This window comes from Pantoea sp. MQR6 (assembly GCF_022761075.1).
GTDB lineage: Bacteria > Pseudomonadota > Gammaproteobacteria > Enterobacterales > Enterobacteriaceae > Pantoea > Pantoea phytostimulans.
On record NZ_JAKYXB010000003.1, the window covers coordinates 161,461 to 181,084 of the forward strand.

At 56.8% G+C, this 19,624-nt stretch carries 19 protein-coding genes and 1 tRNA gene; 16 read left to right on the forward strand and 4 right to left on the reverse strand.

Annotated features, from left to right (window positions below; translation table 11 throughout):
• Positions 1–10 precede the first annotated feature (10 nt).
• From MUG06_RS13575 to MUG06_RS13640, 14 genes are all read left to right on the forward strand, one after another.
• On the forward strand, positions 11–589 hold the full coding sequence (locus MUG06_RS13575; RefSeq protein ID WP_243078908.1) for a phage baseplate assembly protein V: 579 nt from the start codon (positions 11–13) through the stop codon (positions 587–589).
• Complete coding sequence (locus MUG06_RS13580; protein ID WP_243078909.1) at positions 586–945, forward strand: GPW/gp25 family protein; 360 nt, start codon at positions 586–588, stop codon at positions 943–945. Before MUG06_RS13575 ends, MUG06_RS13580 begins: the two co-directional genes overlap by 4 nt.
• The gene (locus tag MUG06_RS13585; RefSeq protein ID WP_243078910.1) at positions 932–1,840 is read left to right on the forward strand and encodes a baseplate assembly protein; all 909 of its coding nucleotides are present in this window, start codon (positions 932–934) and stop codon (positions 1,838–1,840) included. The genes MUG06_RS13580 and MUG06_RS13585 overlap by 14 nt, the downstream gene beginning before the upstream one ends.
• The gene (locus MUG06_RS13590; protein ID WP_243078911.1) at positions 1,833–2,435 is read left to right on the forward strand and encodes a phage tail protein I; all 603 of its coding nucleotides are present in this window, start codon (positions 1,833–1,835) and stop codon (positions 2,433–2,435) included. Before MUG06_RS13585 ends, MUG06_RS13590 begins: the two co-directional genes overlap by 8 nt.
• A gap of 1 nt (position 2,436) precedes the next feature.
• Entirely contained in the window at positions 2,437–4,995 is a 2,559-nt protein-coding gene (locus MUG06_RS13595) for a phage tail protein (RefSeq protein WP_243078912.1), read from the forward strand.
• Complete coding sequence (locus MUG06_RS13600) at positions 4,995–5,591, forward strand: tail fiber assembly protein (RefSeq protein ID WP_243078913.1); 597 nt, start codon at positions 4,995–4,997, stop codon at positions 5,589–5,591. Before MUG06_RS13595 ends, MUG06_RS13600 begins: the two co-directional genes overlap by 1 nt.
• A gap of 120 nt (positions 5,592–5,711) precedes the next feature.
• Positions 5,712–6,881: a phage tail sheath protein gene (locus tag MUG06_RS13605; RefSeq protein ID WP_243078914.1), complete on the forward strand. Its 1,170-nt coding sequence runs from the start codon at positions 5,712–5,714 to the stop codon at positions 6,879–6,881.
• 12 nt (positions 6,882–6,893) lie between these two features.
• Entirely contained in the window at positions 6,894–7,409 is a 516-nt protein-coding gene (locus MUG06_RS13610; RefSeq protein WP_243078915.1) for a phage major tail tube protein, read from the forward strand.
• Between the two features lie 58 nt (positions 7,410–7,467).
• Positions 7,468–7,770 (forward strand): phage tail assembly protein, encoded by a 303-nt coding sequence (locus tag MUG06_RS13615; protein WP_243078916.1) that lies wholly within the window; start codon positions 7,468–7,470, stop codon positions 7,768–7,770.
• Positions 7,771–7,784: 14 nt separating this feature from the next.
• Positions 7,785–7,907 carry a GpE family phage tail protein gene (locus tag MUG06_RS13620; protein WP_243079098.1) on the forward strand — a complete coding sequence of 41 codons (123 nt, stop codon included), beginning with the start codon at positions 7,785–7,787 and terminating at the stop codon, positions 7,905–7,907.
• Positions 7,900–11,064, forward strand: coding sequence for a phage tail tape measure protein (locus MUG06_RS13625; protein ID WP_243078917.1), 3,165 nt, complete (start codon positions 7,900–7,902; stop codon positions 11,062–11,064). Before MUG06_RS13620 ends, MUG06_RS13625 begins: the two co-directional genes overlap by 8 nt.
• Positions 11,061–11,546: a phage tail protein gene (locus tag MUG06_RS13630; RefSeq protein ID WP_243078918.1), complete on the forward strand. Its 486-nt coding sequence runs from the start codon at positions 11,061–11,063 to the stop codon at positions 11,544–11,546. The genes MUG06_RS13625 and MUG06_RS13630 overlap by 4 nt, the downstream gene beginning before the upstream one ends.
• Entirely contained in the window at positions 11,543–12,637 is a 1,095-nt protein-coding gene (locus MUG06_RS13635) for a phage late control D family protein (RefSeq protein ID WP_243078919.1), read from the forward strand. The genes MUG06_RS13630 and MUG06_RS13635 overlap by 4 nt, the downstream gene beginning before the upstream one ends.
• Positions 12,638–12,698: 61 nt before the next feature.
• Positions 12,699–12,917 (forward strand): ogr/Delta-like zinc finger family protein, encoded by a 219-nt coding sequence (locus tag MUG06_RS13640; protein ID WP_071822196.1) that lies wholly within the window; start codon positions 12,699–12,701, stop codon positions 12,915–12,917.
• Between the two features lie 145 nt (positions 12,918–13,062).
• On the opposite strand, the gene MUG06_RS13645 is transcribed toward MUG06_RS13640, so the two are convergent.
• Positions 13,063–13,138: transfer RNA gene (locus MUG06_RS13645), tRNA-Ile, on the reverse strand.
• A gap of 289 nt (positions 13,139–13,427) precedes the next feature.
• Positions 13,428–14,228: an SDR family oxidoreductase gene (locus tag MUG06_RS13650; RefSeq protein WP_243078920.1), complete on the reverse strand. Its 801-nt coding sequence runs from the start codon at positions 14,226–14,228 to the stop codon at positions 13,428–13,430.
• 139 nt (positions 14,229–14,367) lie between these two features.
• Here MUG06_RS13650 and MUG06_RS13655 point away from each other — a divergent pair, with 139 nt between their 5' ends.
• Positions 14,368–14,952 (forward strand): TetR/AcrR family transcriptional regulator, encoded by a 585-nt coding sequence (locus MUG06_RS13655; RefSeq protein ID WP_243078921.1) that lies wholly within the window; start codon positions 14,368–14,370, stop codon positions 14,950–14,952.
• On the forward strand, positions 14,952–15,479 hold the full coding sequence (mug, locus tag MUG06_RS13660; protein ID WP_243078922.1) for a G/U mismatch-specific DNA glycosylase: 528 nt from the start codon (positions 14,952–14,954) through the stop codon (positions 15,477–15,479). Before MUG06_RS13655 ends, mug begins: the two co-directional genes overlap by 1 nt.
• A gap of 130 nt (positions 15,480–15,609) precedes the next feature.
• On the opposite strand, the gene rpoD is transcribed toward mug, so the two are convergent.
• Together rpoD and dnaG are read right to left on the reverse strand one after the other, a co-directional pair.
• Positions 15,610–17,451: an RNA polymerase sigma factor RpoD gene (gene rpoD / locus MUG06_RS13665; RefSeq protein ID WP_215845552.1), complete on the reverse strand. Its 1,842-nt coding sequence runs from the start codon at positions 17,449–17,451 to the stop codon at positions 15,610–15,612.
• Between the two features lie 337 nt (positions 17,452–17,788).
• The gene (dnaG, locus tag MUG06_RS13670; protein WP_243078923.1) at positions 17,789–19,534 is read right to left on the reverse strand and encodes a DNA primase; all 1,746 of its coding nucleotides are present in this window, start codon (positions 19,532–19,534) and stop codon (positions 17,789–17,791) included.
• Positions 19,535–19,624 lie beyond the last annotated feature (90 nt).

Consider the following 19,624-nt stretch of genomic DNA (forward strand, 5'->3'; position numbering starts at 1 on the left):
CTATGAAGCCATGAATGCACAACTGACCGAAATCATGCGCCTCATCACCAACCTGATCCGCACCGGCACCGTGTCCGAAGTGGACCCGGTTAACTGGCTGTGCCGGGTAAAAGTGGGCGAGCTTGAAACCAACTGGATTAACTGGCTGACCCTGCGCGCCGGTAACACCCGCACGTGGTGGAAACCGACAGTCGGGGAACAGGTCGTGCTGCTGAGCCTCGGCGGCAATCTCGAAACCGCCTTTGCGCTGCCCGCCATTTATTCCGACGCCTTCCCGCCGCCTGACTATTCAGAAGACGGCAGCACAACCGTATATAAAGACGGCGGTTTTTTTCAGTACGAACCCGAAACCGGGCAGCTGCTGATTAAGAACATCAAAAGCGTGCGGATAGAAGCGGAGGACGGCATTCAGTTATTAACCAGCCTGTTTGGCGTTGAGGCTGACCAGACCCTGATTAACGGCGACTCCGTGATGAACGGCAACGTTACGCAGGGCGGCGGCGCGATGAGTTCAAACGGCGTCGTGCTGGATGCTCATACGCACAGTGGTGTGGAAAAAGGCAGCGCAAATACCGGGGGGCCGCAATGACAATGTATACCGGCATGAATCAGCAGACCGGCAAAGCCATCACCGACGCGGATCACATCCGACAGTCCGTGCGCGACATTCTGCTGACCCCGGAAGGCAGCCGGATAGCGCGCCGGGAATACGGCTCACTGCTGTTTAAGCTGATTGACGATCCGCAGAACCCCGCCACGAAATTGCAGGTGATGGCCGCGACCTATTCGGCTTTGAGCCGCTGGGAGCCGCGCATCACGCTGGACACCATCAACATCACCAGCGCCTTTGACGGCTCAATGGTTGTTGAGTTAACCGGGCGGCGCAGCGATGGCGCGCCGCTTTCTCTGTTTGTCGCAACGGGGGTGAACAGTGGCAGTAATTGACCTTTCACAGCTGCCCGCGCCGCAGGTGGTTGATGTACCCGACTTTGAGACGCTGCTGGCCGAGCGCAAAGAGTCGTTTATTGCGCTTCATCCGGCAGACGAGCAGGACGCCATGCGCCGCACGCTCACGCTGGAGTCGGAACCCGTCGTGAAGCAGTTACAGGAAAGTACCTACCGGGAAATCCTGCTGCGCCAGCGCATCAATGAGGCGGCGCAGGCCGTCATGGTGGCTTACGCGCTCGGCAGCGATCTGGACCAGATGGCGGCAAATTACAACGTGTCGCGCCTGACCGTCACGCCCGCCGACGCGGACGCCGTGCCGCCGGTGGAGGCGGTACTGGAATCGGACGACGATCTGCGCCTGCGCGTGCCTGCCGCCTTTGAGGGGTTGTCCGTTGCCGGTCCGACAGCGGCCTATGAGTTTCACGCCAAAAGTGCGGACGGGCGCGTGGCGGACGTGTCGGCAACCAGCCCGGCCCCGGCGCAGGTGGTGATCACCGTGCTGAGCCGTGAAGGCAACGGGCTGGCGGCGGATGACCTGCTGAATACAGTGGACAATGCGCTGAACGATGAAAGCGTACGCCCGCTGGCTGACCGGGTGTCGGTGCAGGCGGCTGAAATTGTTCCCTACACAATTGACGCCACGCTCTACCTGTACCCCGGCCCGGAGGCGGAGCCGATTCTGGCCGCGTCAAAGGCGAAGCTGCAAAGCTACATCGCCAGTCAGTCACGGCTGGGGCGTGACATTCGTCAGTCAGCCATTTACGCCGCCCTGCACGTTGAGGGCGTCCAGCGCGTTGAGCTGACGTCACCGGCAGAAGACGTGGTGCTGGATAAAACGCAGGCCGCATGGTGCGAAAACTGGAGCGTGAAGAACGGGGGAACCGATGAATAACAGCCTTCTGCCGCCCGGCTCATCCGCGCTTGAGCGCCGTCTTGCGCAGGCGTGCAGCGGGATTTCCGGGCTGGACGTGCCGCTGCGCGATTTATGGAACCCGGCGAAATGCCCGGTTTCGTTTCTGCCCTATCTCGCCTGGGCATTTTCGGTAGACCGCTGGGACGAAAGCTGGGCGGAAAGCGTGAAACGGCAGGTGGTGCAGGATGCGTTTTATATCCATCAGCACAAGGGAACGATCACCGCCGTGCGCCGGGCCGTGCAGCCGTTCGGCTTCCTGATCCGCGTCATTGAGTGGTGGAAGACCGGGGAAGCGCCCGGCACGTTTCGCCTGGACATCGGCGTGCAGGAACAGGGCATTACAGAGGAAACCTACGCGGAGCTTGAGCGTGTCATCAGTGACGCGAAGCCGTGCAGCAGACACATGCTGGACATGAGTATCAATTTGCAGACCACCGGCGACGTGTTTACCGGCGCGGGGTGCTACGTCGGCGAGGTCCTGACGGTTTACCCGTACACGCCGGAAGTTATTGAAACGGGCGGCACCGCATGGACGGGCGCGGCTATTCACTTTATCGACACTTTGAGGGTTTAACATGGCAGCAAAATTTTATGCCCTGCTGACCGCACGCGGCGAGGCGAAACTGGCGCAGGCCGCCGCGCTGGGCACGCAGCTGAAAATTACGCAGATGGCCGTGGGCGACGGGAACGGCACGCTGCCGACACCAAATGCTTCACAGACGAAGCTGGTAAAAGAAAACCGCCGCGCGGCGATTAACACGCTGTCGGTTGACCCGCTGAATACCAGCCAGATTATTGCTGAGCAGGTTATCCCTGAAAACGAGGGCGGTTGGTGGATCCGGGAAATCGGCCTGTTTGACGAAGCCGGGGACCTGATTGCGGTGGCGAACTGCGCGGAAACCTACAAGCCGCTGCTGGCCGAAGGTTCGGGCCGCACGCAGGTTATCCGCATGATCCTGATTGTCAGCAGCACCGACGCAGTGACGCTGAAAATTGACCCGTCCGTGGTGCTGGCAACGCGCAAGTACGTGGACGACGCGGTGATCGAGGTGAAAGCCTACGCGGATGACCTGATGGCGAAACATCTGTCCGCCGCAGACCCGCACACGCAGTACGCGCCAAAGAAAGACCCGACGCTGACCGGCACGCCAAAAGCGCCCACGGCGGCGAACGGCAACAACACCACGCAGATTGCCACCACGCAGTTTGTGCAGGCAGCGATTGGCCTGCTGAAAGGTGATGCACCTCTGACGCTGGACACGCTGGCAGAGCTGGCGGCGGCGATTAACAACGACCCGAATTTTTATCAAACAATGGCGAGCGCGCTGGCGCTCAAGGCCGCGAGTGACAGCCCGACATTCACCGGCTCACCAAAAGCGCCCACGGCGGCGGCAGGTAGCAACACGACGCAGCTGGCAACCACGCAGTTTGTGCAGACGGCCATTGCGCAGCTGGTTGCCTCCGCACCGGGCGCGCTGGACACGCTGAACGAGCTGGCCGCCGCGCTGGGTGATGACCCGAACTTTGCCACAACCATCGCGAATCAGCTGGCGCTCAAGGCCCCACTGGCAAGCCCGGCCCTGACCGGTACGCCAACCGCGCCAACGCCTTCTGCCAGTACCAGTAACACGCAGATTGCGACCGCCGCCTTTGTGCAGGCGCTGCTGAAAGCGCATCTGGACGCGGCAGACCCGCACACGCAGTATCTGGAAACAGCAAAATATTTATCAGAGTTTGCCGGGCTGAATGACACCACGCGAAAAACCCTGCTGGGCAATCTCGGTGCGGCGGGCAACAAAGCGTTTTCAATGGAAACCAACATTACGCGGCTGGATGACTCGTCCGTTACGTCAAAGACGCAGTTTGTGAGCATTTCCGGCACGATAGAAGATGGTCCGCTGGGTGCGGTGGCTTATACCGCCACGCTGCTGAATATCCGCCGCGTCTGGGATGCCGGTACGTCCCTGACGCAGATTATGTTTCAGAGCGGAGCTATGTATATCCGCACCGCATCCGGCGGTGAAGGCAAGTTTTCTTTCGATGCCACTCCGGTGAATGCAAACGGCTGGCGCAGGATTTACGACGAATCAGCGCCGCCAACGGCAAAAGAAGTGGGCGCGCTGGCAATCATGCCGGTTATTACAACTGACCTTAACAATATTGCAGATCCCGGTATTTATCCGGTTTCTGGTGATGCGCCGAATAATCCTTATCCCGGCGCAATTGGCGTCCTGACGCACCTGAACTACAACGCATCTCGCTTCGTACAGGAGTTCGCCACGGCGCAGGCACCGGCTGCGACAACTAACCGCCGCTGGGTGCGTTACGGTACAAATTCCGGCGGCGTATCCTGGACAGCGTGGACGCAGACCACGATGCGGCCTAATGAAATTTCAGCCGGAACAGACCTGAACAGCCTTACTGAGAGCGGTATTTATTACGGTGGGGGATTCGTAAACGGCCCGCCTGTAATGGTGAATGCCTGGGGCAGCGTGGAGGTCATTGCTACCGGTACGGGCGGCGCAATCACGCAGGCCGTTCATGCCGTGACCGCCAACAGAAAGTTTATTCGTTCTTACAACGCCTCTGTAAATGGCTGGAGTGAATGGGCTGAACAGGCGCGGACTGACCTGATTGCCAGCAATCTGGTGCCGGTAGGCATCATTATGACGTGGCCGACGAGTACCGTCCCGGATGGCTGGATTAAGTGCAACGGGGCCGCATTCAGCGCCACGGCTTACCCGGAGCTGGCAAAAGTGTATACAAATCTGAAAGTGCCTGACCTGCGCGGCGAGTTTATTCGCGGCTTTGATGACGGGCGCGGCGTGGATTCAGGGCGCGTTATCGCAACCGGTCAGGGCGCAACCAGTATCCGAACCGCTGCCGTGGACTACCCCGGTATTGATACGACGACCGAGGGCGCAACGGTGGGCACGCCTTACAGTAAGGCGGATTCAGTTTCTAAAGGGCAGCCAACGGATGCCAGAAACCCTGGCGACGGGGTATTAGGCTCAATCCTGAGTGACAACTCTATTCAGGCGACGCAATTTCAGTCGGGCATTCCCGGCGGCGCAGTCTGGATCACCATGCGCCCGCGCAACGTGGCGTTTAACTTTATCGTGAGGGCTGCATAATGGATGAAGTGATTTTTGATAATGGCATCGCCACGGTGAGCGGATGGGCAATGGCCTACAATGCTGACCCGGTGACGCGCGAATATACCGGCTCAACGCGTGAGTACGTTTCCGCCGGTGTGGGCCTGCCCGCGTATGCATGGCCGGACGCGCCGCCTGACGCGTCCGCCGGGTTTGTGGCACGCCGCACCGAAGACGGCAGCGGATGGGAGCTGACCGAAGATTACCGGGGCGCGAAGGCATACCGCAAGACAACCCGCGATGCGGTGATTATTACGGCTATCGGCCCGCTGGATGATGGCCTGACCCTGACGGAGCCGGAAACCGGCTTTGACGTCTGGCAGGATAATACCTGGGTAACAGACATAGTGGCGCAGAAAGCCGCGCAGGAACAGAGCGCGGAGGCATTGCGTAAAAGCAAAATTCAGGAAGTGAACACCACGACGCAGTTGTGGCAGACGCAGCTGGCGCTCGGCATGATCAGCGATGCCAGCAAGGCGAAGCTGATTAAGTGGATGACCTACGCGGACCAGTTGCAGGCCGTGGACGTCACGCTGGCCCCTTACGTGGTCTGGCCGGACAAACCCGCCGCATAACATCAGGCCCGTTCGCGGGCCTTTTTCATTTGTGCCATTCCCCACACAACGCCCGCAGGATGCGCAATCCGCACGCACCTTTCACCATAGCGAACCCCCCTTAACAGGAGATTTCGCCTTATGGCTGACGATTACCATCACGGCGTGCGCGTTACGGAAATTAACGAAGGCACCCGCACCATCTCAACGGTAAGCACCGCAATCGTGGGCATGGTCTGCACCGCAGACGACGCCGACGCGGCAGCCTTTCCGCTGAACAAACCCGTTTTACTCACCGATGTGCTGACCGCAAGCGGCAAGGCTGGCGAGTCCGGCACGCTGGCCCGCGCACTGGATGCCATCGGCGACCAGGCTAAACCCGTCACCGTGGTGGTGCGCGTCCCACAGGGCGAGACCGAAGCGGAAACCACGTCCAACATCATTGGCGGCGTGACCGACGGAAAACGCACCGGCATGAAAGCTCTGCTGGCCGCGCAGTCACAGCTGGGCGTGAAGCCGCGCATTCTCGGCGTGCCGGGTCACGACACGCAGGCGGTGGCAACAGAGCTTTTATCCGTGGCGCAGAGCCTGCGCGGGTTCGCGTACCTGTCCGCCTATGGCTGCAGGTCCGTTGAGGAGGCGATTGCGTACCGCGCTAATTTCAGCCAGCGCGAAGGGATGCTGATCTGGCCTGACTTTATCAACTTTGACACCGTGCTGAACGCGGATGCGACGGCTTACGCTACCGCCCGCGCGCTCGGCCTGCGCGCCAAAATCGACAACGACACAGGCTGGCATAAATCCCTGTCGAACGTTGGCGTGAACGGCGTCACCGGCATTTCGGCGGACGTGTTCTGGGATTTGCAGAACCCGGCAACGGATGCGGGCCTGCTGAATCAGAACGACATCACCACGCTTATCCGTCAGGACGGTTTCCGCTTCTGGGGTTCCCGCAGCCTGAGCGATGACTCACTGTTTGCGTTTGAGAACTACACCCGCACGGCGCAGGTGCTCATGGACACGATGGCAGAGGCGCACATGTGGGCGGTGGACAAGCCGCTGACCCCGTCACTGGCCCGCGACATCATCGAGGGCGTGCAGGCCAAGCTGCGCAGCCTAGTAGCGCAGGGTTATCTGCTGGGCGGCAGCTGCTGGCTGGACGAAAGCGTGAACGACAAGGACACGCTCAAGGCCGGAAAGCTGACGCTTGATTACGACTACACGCCGGTGCCACCGCTGGAAAACCTCATGCTGCGCCAGCGCATTTCTGACAAGTACCTGATCGACTTCGCCAGCCAGGTCAGCGCATAAGGAGACTGAAAAATGGCGTTACCACGCAAGCTGAAACACCTGAACCTGTTTAACGACGGGGACAACTGGCAGGGGCTGGTTGAGTCCGTGACCCTGCCGAAGTTCACGCGCAAGTTTGAAAAGTATCGCGGCGGCGGGATGCCGGGCGCGGTGGATATTGACATGGGGCTGGACGACGGCGCGCTGGATACGGAATTCTCCATTGGCGGCACGGAGCTGCTGCTGTTCAAGCAGATGGGCACCGCCACCGTGGACGGCGTCATGCTGCGCTACACCGGATCTATTCAGCGCGATGACACTGCCGAAGTGCAGGCGGTTGAGCTGGTTGTGCGTGGGCGTCATAAGGAAATTGACTCCGGCGAATGGAAGACCGGCGACAGCAACAGCACGAAGGTGAGCAGCACCAACAGCTACGCGAAGCTGACCATCAACGGCGAAGTGCTCTATGAGGTCGATATGGTGAACATGATCCACATCGTGGGCGGCACCGACCTGATGGAAGCGCACCGCTCGGCGCTCGGCCTGTAATCAACCCGGCACGGGAAACCGTGCCGTTACCCAAACCTTAATTAGCCTGGAATAAATCATGACTGAGAAAACCACTGAAAAAGCCGTCGAACTGGACACCCCCATTCTGCGCGGCAAAACCGAAATCACCAGCGTGACCGTGCGCAAGCCGCAGTCCGGCGCACTGCGCGGCACCCGTCTGCAGGCGCTGATGGACATGGACGTGAACGCCATGATGACCGTATTACCGCGCGTCACGACCCCGGCGCTGACCGCGCAGGAAATTGTCGAAATGGACCCCGCCGACTTAGTGAGCCTGTCGGTGGAGGTGGTCACTTTTTTGTTGAAGAAGTCGGTGCTGTCAGATTTGCCGACAGCCTGACGGTAGAAGAGTTTATTGCAGACTGCCAGGGCGTTTTCTCATGGCCGCCGCCGGTGTTCTATGACATGCCGCTGACGGAGGTTCTTGAGTGGCGCCACCGGGCACTTCTCAGAAGCGGAGCCGGTGACGATGAGTGATACAAACCTGCGCCTGCAGGTTGTCTTAAACGCGGTTGATAAACTCACCCGCCCCTTCAAAAGCGCGCGGGCCAGCACAAAGGAGCTGGCCGCCGCCGTTCAGGCCAGCCGTTCACAGCTTAAAGAGCTGAACGCGCAGGCCGCCCGCATTGACGGATTCCGCAAAACCAACACGCAGCTGGGCATCACCGCCAACAGCCTCAAGGCGGCAAAGGCCGAAGCGCAGCGGCTGGCCGTGGAGCTTGCGAACACCAACCGCCCCACGGCGCAGCAGGCCCGGCTGCTGGAGCAGGCAAAGAACCGCGCCGGTGAGCTGCAGCAGAAATACAACGGGCTGCGCCTGTCAGTGCAGCGCCAGCGTGAGGCGCTCGGCAGCGCGGGGATCGATACAAAGAAACTCAGCCAGGCACAGCGTGAACTGAAAGCGCAGGCGGACGAGGCGCGCGCCGCGCTGGACCGTCAGCAGCAGTCGCTGAAACGCCTCGGCGAACAGCAGGCAAAGCTGAACGCCGTGCGCGAACGCTATTCCCGCTCGCTTGAGACGCGGGACCGCGTGGCCGGTGCCGGGGTGTCAATGACCGCCGCCGGGCTGGGCATGGGTGCGCCGGTGCTGGGCGCGGTGAAAAGCTACGCCGACATGGAAGACGCCATGAAGGGCGTGGCGAAGCAGGTTAACGGCCTGCGCGACAACGACGGCAACCGCACGAAACAGTTTTACGACATGCAGGCCGCCATCAAGGCCGCCAGTGAGCAGCTGCCGATGGAAAACGGCGCGATTGATTACGCGTCGCTGGTCGAGGGCGGCGCGCGCATGGGGGTGACAAACCCCGATGATTCTTATGAGGACCAGAAGCGCGACCTGTTGGCGTTTGCGTCCACGGCTGCGAAGGCGTCCACGGCGTTCGAGCTGCCCGCCGGTGAGCTGGCCGAAGGGCTGGGCAAGATTGCGCAGCTGTACAAAATTCCGACACGCAACATCGAGCAGCTGGGCGACGCGCTGAACTACCTGGACGACAACGCCATGTCCAAGGGGTCGGACATTATTGACGTGCTGCAGCGCATGGGCGGCGTGGCGGACCGGCTGGACTACCGCAAGGCGGCGGCGCTCGGCTCTACCTTCCTGAGCCTCGGCGCAACGTCTGAAACGGCGGCCAGTGCGGCCAACGCCATGATGCGCGAGCTGTCAGTTGCCACCATGCAGGGCAAGTCGTTTATGGCGGGTATGGACCTGCTGAAGCTGGACCCGAAAGCCATCGAAAAGCAGATGACAAAGGACGCGATGGGCACCATTCAGCGCGTGCTGGAAAAGGTCAACAGCCTGCCGGAAGACAAACGCCTGACGGCCATGACGATGGTTTTCGGCAAGGAGTTCGGCAAGGATGCGGCGAAGCTTGCCAACAACATGCCGGAGCTTAAGCGCCAGCTGCAGCTGACCGCCGGGAATGCGTCCGGCGGGTCGATGCAGAAAGAATCTGACATCAATAAGGATTCGCTGTCGGCGCAGTGGCAGCTGGTCAAAACCGGCGCGGCCAACACGCTGAGCAGCCTGGGCGAAACGCTGCGCGCCCCGCTGATGGAAATTATGGGCGCGGTGAAGAAAGTCACCGGCACGATGCGCCGCTGGGTGGAAGAAAACCCGGAGCTGGCGGGCAGGCTGATGAAAATCGCCGCCGTGGTGGCAACGGTCACGCTGGCGCTGGGCACGCTCGCCGTGGGTCTGGCCGCCGTGCTGGGGCCGATTGCCCTGCTGCGGTTCGGTGCGGGAATGCTGACCACGAAAGGCCTGGCAAAACTCAGTCCGCTGCTGGGCGGGCTGGGCAAGGCGTTTTCCTCGCTTGCGCCGGGGCTGTCGCTGTCCGGCGGCGGGATTAAAAAGCTGTTCAGCCTGTTCTCCGGCGGTGAGGCTGAAAACTCCGTCAGCTGGCTGGAAAAAATCCGTGATGCGCTGGGGTCTGTCGGTCAGGGCGATGACGAAGAAGGCGGGATTCTGGACGCTTTCCGCGAGGGGGCACTGGAGAAAATCAAGGAGCAGGCGCAGCAGGCCGGTGAGGTTGTGGCGTCGTCCTTTCGCAACCCGGTGCAGGCGGTGCGTAATCTGGGCGGGCACGTTCGCGGGCTGGCCGTCACCGCCTTTGCGCCGCTTATGGCCTCCGTTCGCGGCACCGGCAGCGTGCTGAAATGGATTGCGCTGTCACCGTTTGCCCTGCTGCGCACCGCCGTTATGGGTGTTGTCAGCGTGCTCGGCTTTCTGCTGAGTCCTGTCGGGCTTGTCGTGGCGGCGCTGGCCGGTGTGGCGCTGGTCGTGTGGAAATACTGGGAGCCGATAAAGGCATTTTTAGGCGGCGTCGTGGACGGCTTCCGGGCCGCTGCCGGACCCATCAGCGAGGCGTTTTCACCCCTGCAACCCGTTTTCCAGTGGATAGGCGATAAGGTGCAGGCGCTGTTTGGGTGGTTCAGGGATCTGCTGTCCCCGGTGCAATCCACTGGCGCAGAGCTGGACAGCGCCGCCGCCAAAGGGAAAGCGTTCGGGCAGGCGCTGGCCGACGGGCTGAACATGGTGATGCACCCGCTGGAATCGCTGAAAACCGGGGTTTCATGGCTGCTTGAAAAACTCGGCATCGTCACGAAAGAGGCGGCAAACGCGAAGCTGCCGGAGCACGTCACGCGCCAGCAGCCCGCCGCCGTTAACACCGACGGCAAAGTCGTGCTGCCGCCGGGCGGGTTTCCGGGGATGGGCTATGCGGGCATGTATGACACCGGCGGCAACATCCCGGCGGGTCAGTTTGGCGTGGTAGGCGAAAACGGCCCGGAGATTGTGAACGGGCCGGTGAATGTGACAAGCCGCAGGCGCACCGCGCAGCTGGCGGCAATGGCGGCGCTCACGCTCGGCACTGCTGCCGCACCGGCTGAGGCCGCGCCGCTGCATCCGCTGAGCCTGCCCGCGCAGTCGTACCGGCAGGAGGCCCCGGCACGTCAGCAGACAGTGCAGTCCGCTGCGCCGGTCAGCATTCACGCGCCGATTACCATTGTGCAGCAGCCGGGACAGAGCGCGCAGGACGTGGCAGACGAAGTGATGCGCAGGCTTGAGGCAAAACAGCGGCAGGCAGAGGCCCGCGCCCGCAGTACCTACAGTGACAGAGGAGGGTTTGAAGGATGATGATGACGCTGGGGCTGTTCGTGTTCATGCTGCGCACGGTCCCGTATCAGGAGCTGCAGTATCAGCGCAGCTGGCGACACGCCACTAACAGCCGGGTGGGCTACCGTCCGTCCTCGCAGTTTCTCGGCCCGGATAACGACACGGTGACGCTTTCGGGCGTCCTGCTGCCGGAGATTACCGGCGGGCGGCTGTCGCTGTTCGCGCTCGAGCAGATGGCAGAGCTGGGCAAGTCGTGGCCGCTGATTGAGGGCAGCGGCACCATTTACGGGATGTTTGTGGTGGAAAGCCTGAGCCAGACTAAAACAGAGTTTTTCAGCAACGGGGCGTGCAGGCGCATAGAATTTTCAGTCACGCTCAAACGCGTTGATGAGTCGCTGGGTGAAATGTTCGGCAGCCTGAATGAGCAGCTTACCTCGCTGAAAGACAGCGCAACGCAGGCGGCCAGTAAACTTACCAGCACCGTGGGAGGGCTGCTTTCGTGAACGCATCAGACTGGGTAACAGGCAGCGCCACCGCCCCGGCCTTTCGCCTGACGATGGAAGGCGCGGACATCACGCAGAAGATTGAAAAGCGCCTCATCAGCCTGACGCTCACCGATAACCGGGGCTTTGAGGCGGACCAGCTGGAGATTGAGCTGGACGACGCGGACGGCAAGCTGATGCTGCCGCGCCGGGGCGGGATGCTGTCGCTGGCGCTGGGCTGGAAGGGCCAGCCCCTTACCCCGAAAGGCACCTACACCGTGGACGAAATCGAGCACGGCGGCGCGCCAGACCGTCTCACCCTGCGCGCACGCAGCGCCGATTTCAGGGCAACGCTGAACACGCGCCGGGAAAAGTCGTGGCATCAGACAACGACGGGCAACATCGTGAAAGAGATTGCGGGCCGCAATAAACTGGAAATGGCCATCAGCGACGAAATGGCAAAGCTGGCCATAGACCACATTGACCAGACCAACGAATCAGACGCCAGCTTTCTGATGCGGCTGGCCCGCCAGTGCGGCGCGATTGCCTGCGTTAAAAACGGCAGCCTGCTGTTCATCCGGCAGGGTCAGGGAAAGACGGCCAGCGGCAAAGTGCTGCCGGTTATCACCCTGACCCGTTCGGCGGGCGACGGCCACCGGTTTACCCTGGCCGACCGTGACGCCTACACCGGGGTGATTGCCAGCTGGCTGCACACGCGCGAACCGGCGAAAAAGGAAGCGACAAAGGTAAAGCGTAAGCGCAAAACCACAAAGGCAAAGGAGCCGGAGGCGAAACAGGGCGACTACCTGATCGGCACGGATGAAAACGTGCTGGTACTGAGCCGGACCTATGCGAACCGGGCCAACGCAGAGCGGGCGGCAAAAATGCAGTGGGAAAAGCTACAGCGCGGAGCGGCGACGTTTTCCATTCAGCTGGCAAAGGGTCGTGCGGAGCTTTACACGGAAATGCCGGTAAGGGTGAGCGGATTCAAACAGCAGATAGACGGCGGTGAATGGATCATCACGACGCTGACGCACGCGCTGAGCGCCGACAGCGGGTTTACAACCAGCATTGAGCTGGAAGTGAAAATTGACTCGCTCGAAATGGAATGAGAACTATCCCAATATGGTTATTTTATGTATTATCCATCCCAAATGGGATTGAGGGCTTATTATGATGAACTGTCCTTTGTGCGGTAATGCCGCACATACGCGCAGCAGCTTCCAAGTATCAAAGACGACTAAAGAACGTTATAACCAGTGTCAGAACATCAATTGCAGCTGCACATTCAAATCTCATGAAACAGTGTCTGAAATTATTATGAGTCCGGGTAAGGTAAAGCCTGTTCCGCCCCATCCCGATCGTACATTGCAAGGCTCGCTGTGGATGTGATTTCTGCAAAAGACCAACCCGCTACGGCGGGTTTTTTATTGGCAGAGAAAAAAAACTGCTGCCATTTTGCTGCCAATGGGGTTTGCTTCCAACAAAAAATCCACCCTAAGAGGTGGATTAATTATATGATTTTACTACTAAAATTTGGTGGCCCCTGCTGGGTTTGAACCAGCGACCAAGCGATTATGAGTCGCCTGCTCTAACCACTGAGCTAAGGGGCCAGCGGAGCGGGGATTATAAAGTATCTGCTCGGGGCGATCCAGCATTGAACGGTTGGTTGCTGAAATAATCAGCATTTGATGACTGGTTGATTTTTATAGGAAATAATTTGAATAATTACAGAAAAGTCTCGAATCTGGATAAAGGGTTCACTCTTTTACTTCGATATTGATCTGCTCTTGCGGCTTTGCTGTACATAACATTCATAATTTTTTGACGCGCGGACTGCATCTGGCCTGTCACACGCGTTTTATTTAATAACCGGCTTTCGCCATAAAATTCGTTTTCAACTTAGCGTTGACGATAACGCGATGCTGACTGATCACGCGAGAGGAAAGGCAGCATCGCACCGCGAGCACGGTCATATTCGTGCCACAAAGCCAACTCTTCCAAAGCAGGAATAGTCACCGCTTCCCCGCTGTCGAGGCCCGCGAGCGCTGCATCAACCATCTCATCTACATCCATCAGCATCTCTGCTGGGATCTCGCTAATAGACTTACCTGAACGATCAAAAATTTCGGTACGCGTTGCGCCAGGTAAAACGGCTTGCACCTGAACGCCACTTTCAGCCAGTTCATGCTGCATCGCTCGCGTTAATGTCAGGACATAAGATTTCGAAGCGTTATACGCGCCATTGAAATTTTCATGTACCAGCGACAACACGGAGGCAATGTTAATGATTGTCCCATTCCCACGCGCTTTAAACGATTGTGCCGCAGCATGAGCAAGTCGTGTCAGAGCAATAATATTCAGCGTAAGCATGGTATCAATACGCTCGACATCGGCGTTGATGAACTCGCCATCAACGCTCATGCCAGCATTATTCAAAAGCAAGGTAATGTGCGAATGGGTTGTAAGTTCATGTTCTACCCGAGCCAGATCCTCAGAGAGCGTTAAATCGGCTGTTAAGATTTTGACCTGAACGCCGTGCTGCTGAGTCAATGAAGAAGCCAGCGTATCCATGCGTGCCTTATCACGTGCAACCAAAATGAGATCATATCCGCGTGCTGCCAGACGTTTCGCGTAAGTCGCGCCGATACCGCTTGATGCGCCCGTGATCAAAGCAAAACCTAAAGGAGATGCGTTCGACATAATGTATTCCTCGTATGATGGTTGTCATAATTTCATTTAATATGACGGTCATCATATATGGCGTCAAGCTGGAATATGATGATCATAATAATTACTATGATTGTCATAAAGTATGCACAGCAAAATTGAGAATGATGATATGGAGAAACAAACGCACAAAGCGCGCACGCGCCAGCGCATTCTTGAAGAGGCCGCTCGTGTAATGCGCGAGAAGGGAACGGAGAGCATTGGCGTCGCGTCGTTAATGAAACGTGTGGGATTAACGCATGGCGGTTTTTACGCGCACTTCAGCTCGCGAGATGATTTAGTTCAGGAAGTGATGAAGCAAATGTTTGCGGATTCCGCGCAACGGGTTGAGCCTGCGGCGCAAGATGCACCGCCTGCACAGCGCTTGGTGGCTTTTATCAATTATTACCTTTCGGTTGTTCACCGTAATGCGCCCGCAGAAGGGTGTCCATTGCCCGCTTTGGTGAGTGAAGTGGCGCATCTTCCAGAGGAAGCACGGCAAATATTTTCCCAGGGAATGTATTCTGTTCATGAGCGACTGGCGAAGCCGTTGCGGGAAATGGGGCATGATCAGCCCGAAGCATTGGCATCCAGCATGTTAGCGGAGATGGTCGGTGCACTGGCATTAGCGCGAGCCTGTCCCGATGATCTGCTCGCCGATGAAATGCTGGCGCGCAGTCGTTACGCCTTAATGACCCGTGCTGGGCTGGAGTCTTAATGAGCGAGCACACCATCACCGATATTATTGCGCCTGACTTAAACGTACTCTTCTGCGGCATTAATCCAGGCTATTCCACTGCGCATAAAGGGTTCCATTTTGCGCATCCGGGGAATCGATTTTGGAAGGTTATCTATCTGGCGGGCTTCACGCAGCAACAGCTCAAGCCTGAGGAAGAGCAGCGCTTACTTGATACAGGATGTGGTATCACAATGTTAGTTGAGCGCCCGACTGTACAGGCAAGCGAACTAGCAGTTAATGAGCTACAAGAGGGTGGTGAGCGTTTGATGGCAAAAGTTTTGCAATATCAGCCCGCCGCTTTGGCTATTTTGGGGAAAGATGCGTTTAAGCGCGCGTTTGGAAAAAACAAAGTTGAGTGGGGCGCGCAGCCGATATTTATGGGAAAAACCCAAGTGTGGGTGCTGCCTAATCCAAGCGGGTTAAATCGTGCGTCACTGGAAGAAATGGTTGAAGCATATCAACAGCTTCATCATGCGTTAGAGGCAAAACGGATGAAGAGTAACTGAGCAAAGCACAACGCGACTGATCATCAGCGATGTATCGGCAGGGAAGGGATCAGGAGTGAAATAGCAGAGTAAAAACGGCGGAGAAGGTACGCTGAAATAAAAAACCCCGGCGAACCGGGGTTTAGCTGACTTAGTCGTCGAGGAAGCTACGCAGCACTTCCGAGCGGCTCGGATGGCGCAATTTACGCAAGGCTTTTGCTTCAATCTGACGAATACGCTCACGCGTAACGTCGAACTGTTTGCCCACTTCTTCCAACGTATGGTCAGTGTTCATATCAATACCGAAACGCATACGCAGAACTTTGGCTTCACGTGCAGTCAGGCCAGCCAACACATCGTGAGTAGCATTACGCAGGCTTTCTGAGGTAGCAGAATCCAGCGGCAGCTCTAACGTGGTGTCTTCGATAAAATCGCCCAAATGTGAATCTTCATCATCACCAATCGGCGTCTCCATTGAGATCGGCTCTTTAGCGATTTTCAACACTTTGCGAATTTTATCTTCTGGCATCAGCATGCGTTCAGCCAGTTCTTCTGGCGTCGGCTCGCGGCCCATCTCTTGCAGCATCTGACGCGAAATACGGTTGAGCTTGTTGATTGTCTCAATCATATGCACCGGAATACGGATGGTACGCGCCTGGTCAGCGATAGAACGGGTAATTGCCTGACGAATCCACCATGTGGCGTAAGTAGAGAACTTATAACCACGGCGATATTCAAACTTATCAACCGCTTTCATCAGGCCGATGTTACCTTCCTGAATCAAATCAAGGAACTGCAGACCGCGGTTGGTGTATTTTTTGGCGATTGAGATCACCAGACGCAAGTTGGCTTCCACCATTTCTTTCTTCGCGCGACGCGCTTTGGCTTCACCAATCGACATGCGACGGTTGATATCTTTCACTTGCTCAATGGTCAGGCCGGTCTCTTCTTCAATCTGAGCCAGTTTTTGCAGGGAACGCATAACGTCATCCTGCACTTCAAGCAGCTTTTCAGACCACGGCTTGTTCATTGCCAGCGCAGCTTTGAACCAGCTTTCATTGGTTTCGTTGCCGGTGAACAGCGTGATGAAGTTTTTCTTCGGCATTTTGCACAGTTCAATACACAGCTTCATGATCAAACGTTCCTGAGTACGGACACGTTCCATCATTACGCGCATGCTGTTTACCAGGTAATCGAACTGCTTCGGCACCAGGCGGAACTGTTTAAATACGTCAGAGAGATTCTGAATTTCAGCAACGGCATCAGCGTGGCTGCGGCCCTTGCTTTTGATAACGGTACGCGTGGTTTCATACTGCGTACGCAGGTCAGAAAACTTCTCACGTGCCAGCTCTGGATCGATTGAGTTATCGTCATCAGCACTGTCGTCATCTTCTTCGTCATCTTCTTCTTCATCGTTACGATCTGCTTCAGAAAGTTCAGAACCGACATGCGTTGCAGTCGGTGCGATATCTTCTTCAGCATTCGGATCGACGAAACCGGTGATCAGATCAGACAAGCGTGATTCGCCTGCTTCAACTTTATCGTACTGATCCAGCAGATAAGTAATCGCTTCCGGGTATTCAGCAACAGAGCATTGAACCTGGTTAATACCGTCTTCAATACGCTTAGCGATGTCGATTTCGCCTTCACGCGTCAGAAGTTCAACGGTACCCATTTCACGCATATACATGCGAACCGGGTCAGTGGTGCGGCCAATTTCAGATTCAACGCTGGATAATACCTGAGCGGCCGCTTCTGCAGCATCTTCATCAGTATCGGAGCTGTTTTCGTTCAGCATCAGATCGTCAGCATCCGGGGCTTCTTCAACCACCTGAATGCCCATGTCGTTAATCATCTGGATGATGTCTTCGATCTGATCGGAGTCGACGATATCTTCCGGCAGATGGTCATTGACCTCAGCATAGGTCAGATAGCCTTGCTCCTTACCACGGGTGACAAGAAGCTTGAGCTGTGACTGCGGGTTTTGCTCCATAAGACGGTATCCACACTTCTGTTAATTAGATTGGTGTCGGTCGGCAGCGAGCCAACAATAGCAGTGAAGGCATTATATTCTTGCCGCTACCCTCGTCGCGGCGTGGGCTACGCCCATCAGTAATCGGCACTTAAGCCGCAAATCTTGCTGTCCGAGATGGCCTTCATAACCCTTTGCAACGCGGCAAACGGGCGGCAGTAATGATCTCTCTGGAACAATGTTAATTAGGCTTGGCTTTTATGCCGACGTCTTCAAATTGACGAGACGCGCCTTTAAAACTGATTAGCCTGCTTTACTGCCATTTCTGGCGTCTTCAACTTCAGGCCCAATGAAACTGTTATTTCTTTGCAAGAGCCTGGCTCAAAGCCCAGAACTCACGGCGTTCTTCAGCGCTTAATCCCTGTGTACGATCGCGTGCGATGAGCGCTTCAAGCCGCTGTTCAAGCGCGGAGTCGTAAACACTGGCCAGCGAGTCCTGAAACACCTCTTCAGCTTCCTCATCCACTATCATGTGGTTCCAGATTGCCAGGGTTTCAAGAGTCTGACTAAAATTTGTTCCGCGATATAACTCTAGTAGCTGGCCAGTGGTCAAGCCAGGATTCTCGTTACAACGGTTGATTAAGTCGACAAACAGCGGCAAACCGGCCATTTTCGATTCAGCAAGCCCGTCAAGCGACGGCACCATCGTGGCCAGTTGCGGATTCTGTATCAATAAGGCAACCAACACGCGCATGGTCGTTCGCTTAAGCGGCGGCGCAATCGGCGCCGCTCCGCTTGTAGCCAGCTTGGGCATCAACTTTTCAAGCTGATTGTCATCCAAAATGCCGAGCTTATTTCCCAGTTCCTGACGCATATAAATACGCAAGGTTTCACCTGGGATTTGTGAAATCAAAGGTAGTGCTAACGTGCTCAAGCGCGTTTTGCCATCACGTGAACTGAGATCGACCTGCGGCAGCAAAGAATCAAATAAGAAAGAGGAGAGCGGCATTGCCTGCTCCATACGCGCTTCGAACGCCTCTTTCCCTTCTTTGCGTATCAGCGTGTCTGGATCTTCGCCATCCGGCAAAAACATAAAGCGTAGCTGACGACCATCATTCATGTAAGGTAATGCGGTCTCGAGGGCACGCCATGCGGCTTCGCGACCCGCGCGATCGCCGTCATAACAACAGATGACATTATCAGTGCTGCGAAACAGCAATTGAATATGTTCGGCTGTGGTTGACGTACCGAGCGACGCTACAGCGTAATCAACGCCAAACTGCGCAAGCGCGACCACATCCATGTAACCTTCAACCACTAAAAGTCGTTTTGGTTCAGGATGATTTTTTAGTGCTTCATACAGGCCATAAAGCTGACGGCCTTTATGAAAAATGGGTGTTTCTGGCGAATTTAAATATTTGGGCGTGTCGTTACCCAATACGCGTCCACCAAAACCAATGACACGGCCTCGCTTGTCGCGAATTGGAAACATGACGCGCTCGCGAAAGCGGTCATAGGTGCGGCCCTTATCATTGGTCACTAACATGCCGGCTTCCATTAATGATTCACGATCGTCCGGCTGCTTACCAAAACGTTTGAGAACATTGTCCCAACCGGCGGGAGCATAACCAATCGCGAAATGATTAATGATGTCGGCGCTCAGGCCGCGGCGGTCAAGATAGTCGCGTGCGGGCTGGGCATTGGATTGCTGCAGGCTTTGCTGATAGAAACCATTCAGATTATCCATCAACTGATAAAGGCTTTGTCGCTGATGACGTTCCATCGGCGTTGGCCCGCTGCCTGCTTCATAAGGCACTTCTAAACCGTGGGAAGTGGCTAACTCTTCAATACTTTCAACGAACTCAAGACGATCATAGTTCATTAAAAAATCGATAGCGTTGCCGTGGGCACCACAGCCAAAACAGTGATAAAACTGTTTCTCACCGTTTACGGTAAAAGAGGGCGTTTTCTCGTTATGGAAAGGACAGCATGCGTGGAAATTCTTACCCTGCTTTTTCAGCTTAACGCGGGCATCGATAAGATCCACGATGTCCGTGCGGGCAAGCAAATCATTAATAAATACGCGTGGAATTCGTCCAGCCATACGCCCCAAATTTTTAGCTCATAAACGGCAACAAGCCGCGCTTCCTTTCGGAAAGCACGGCCTTTTACTTGACTCTGTCTGCGTATATTA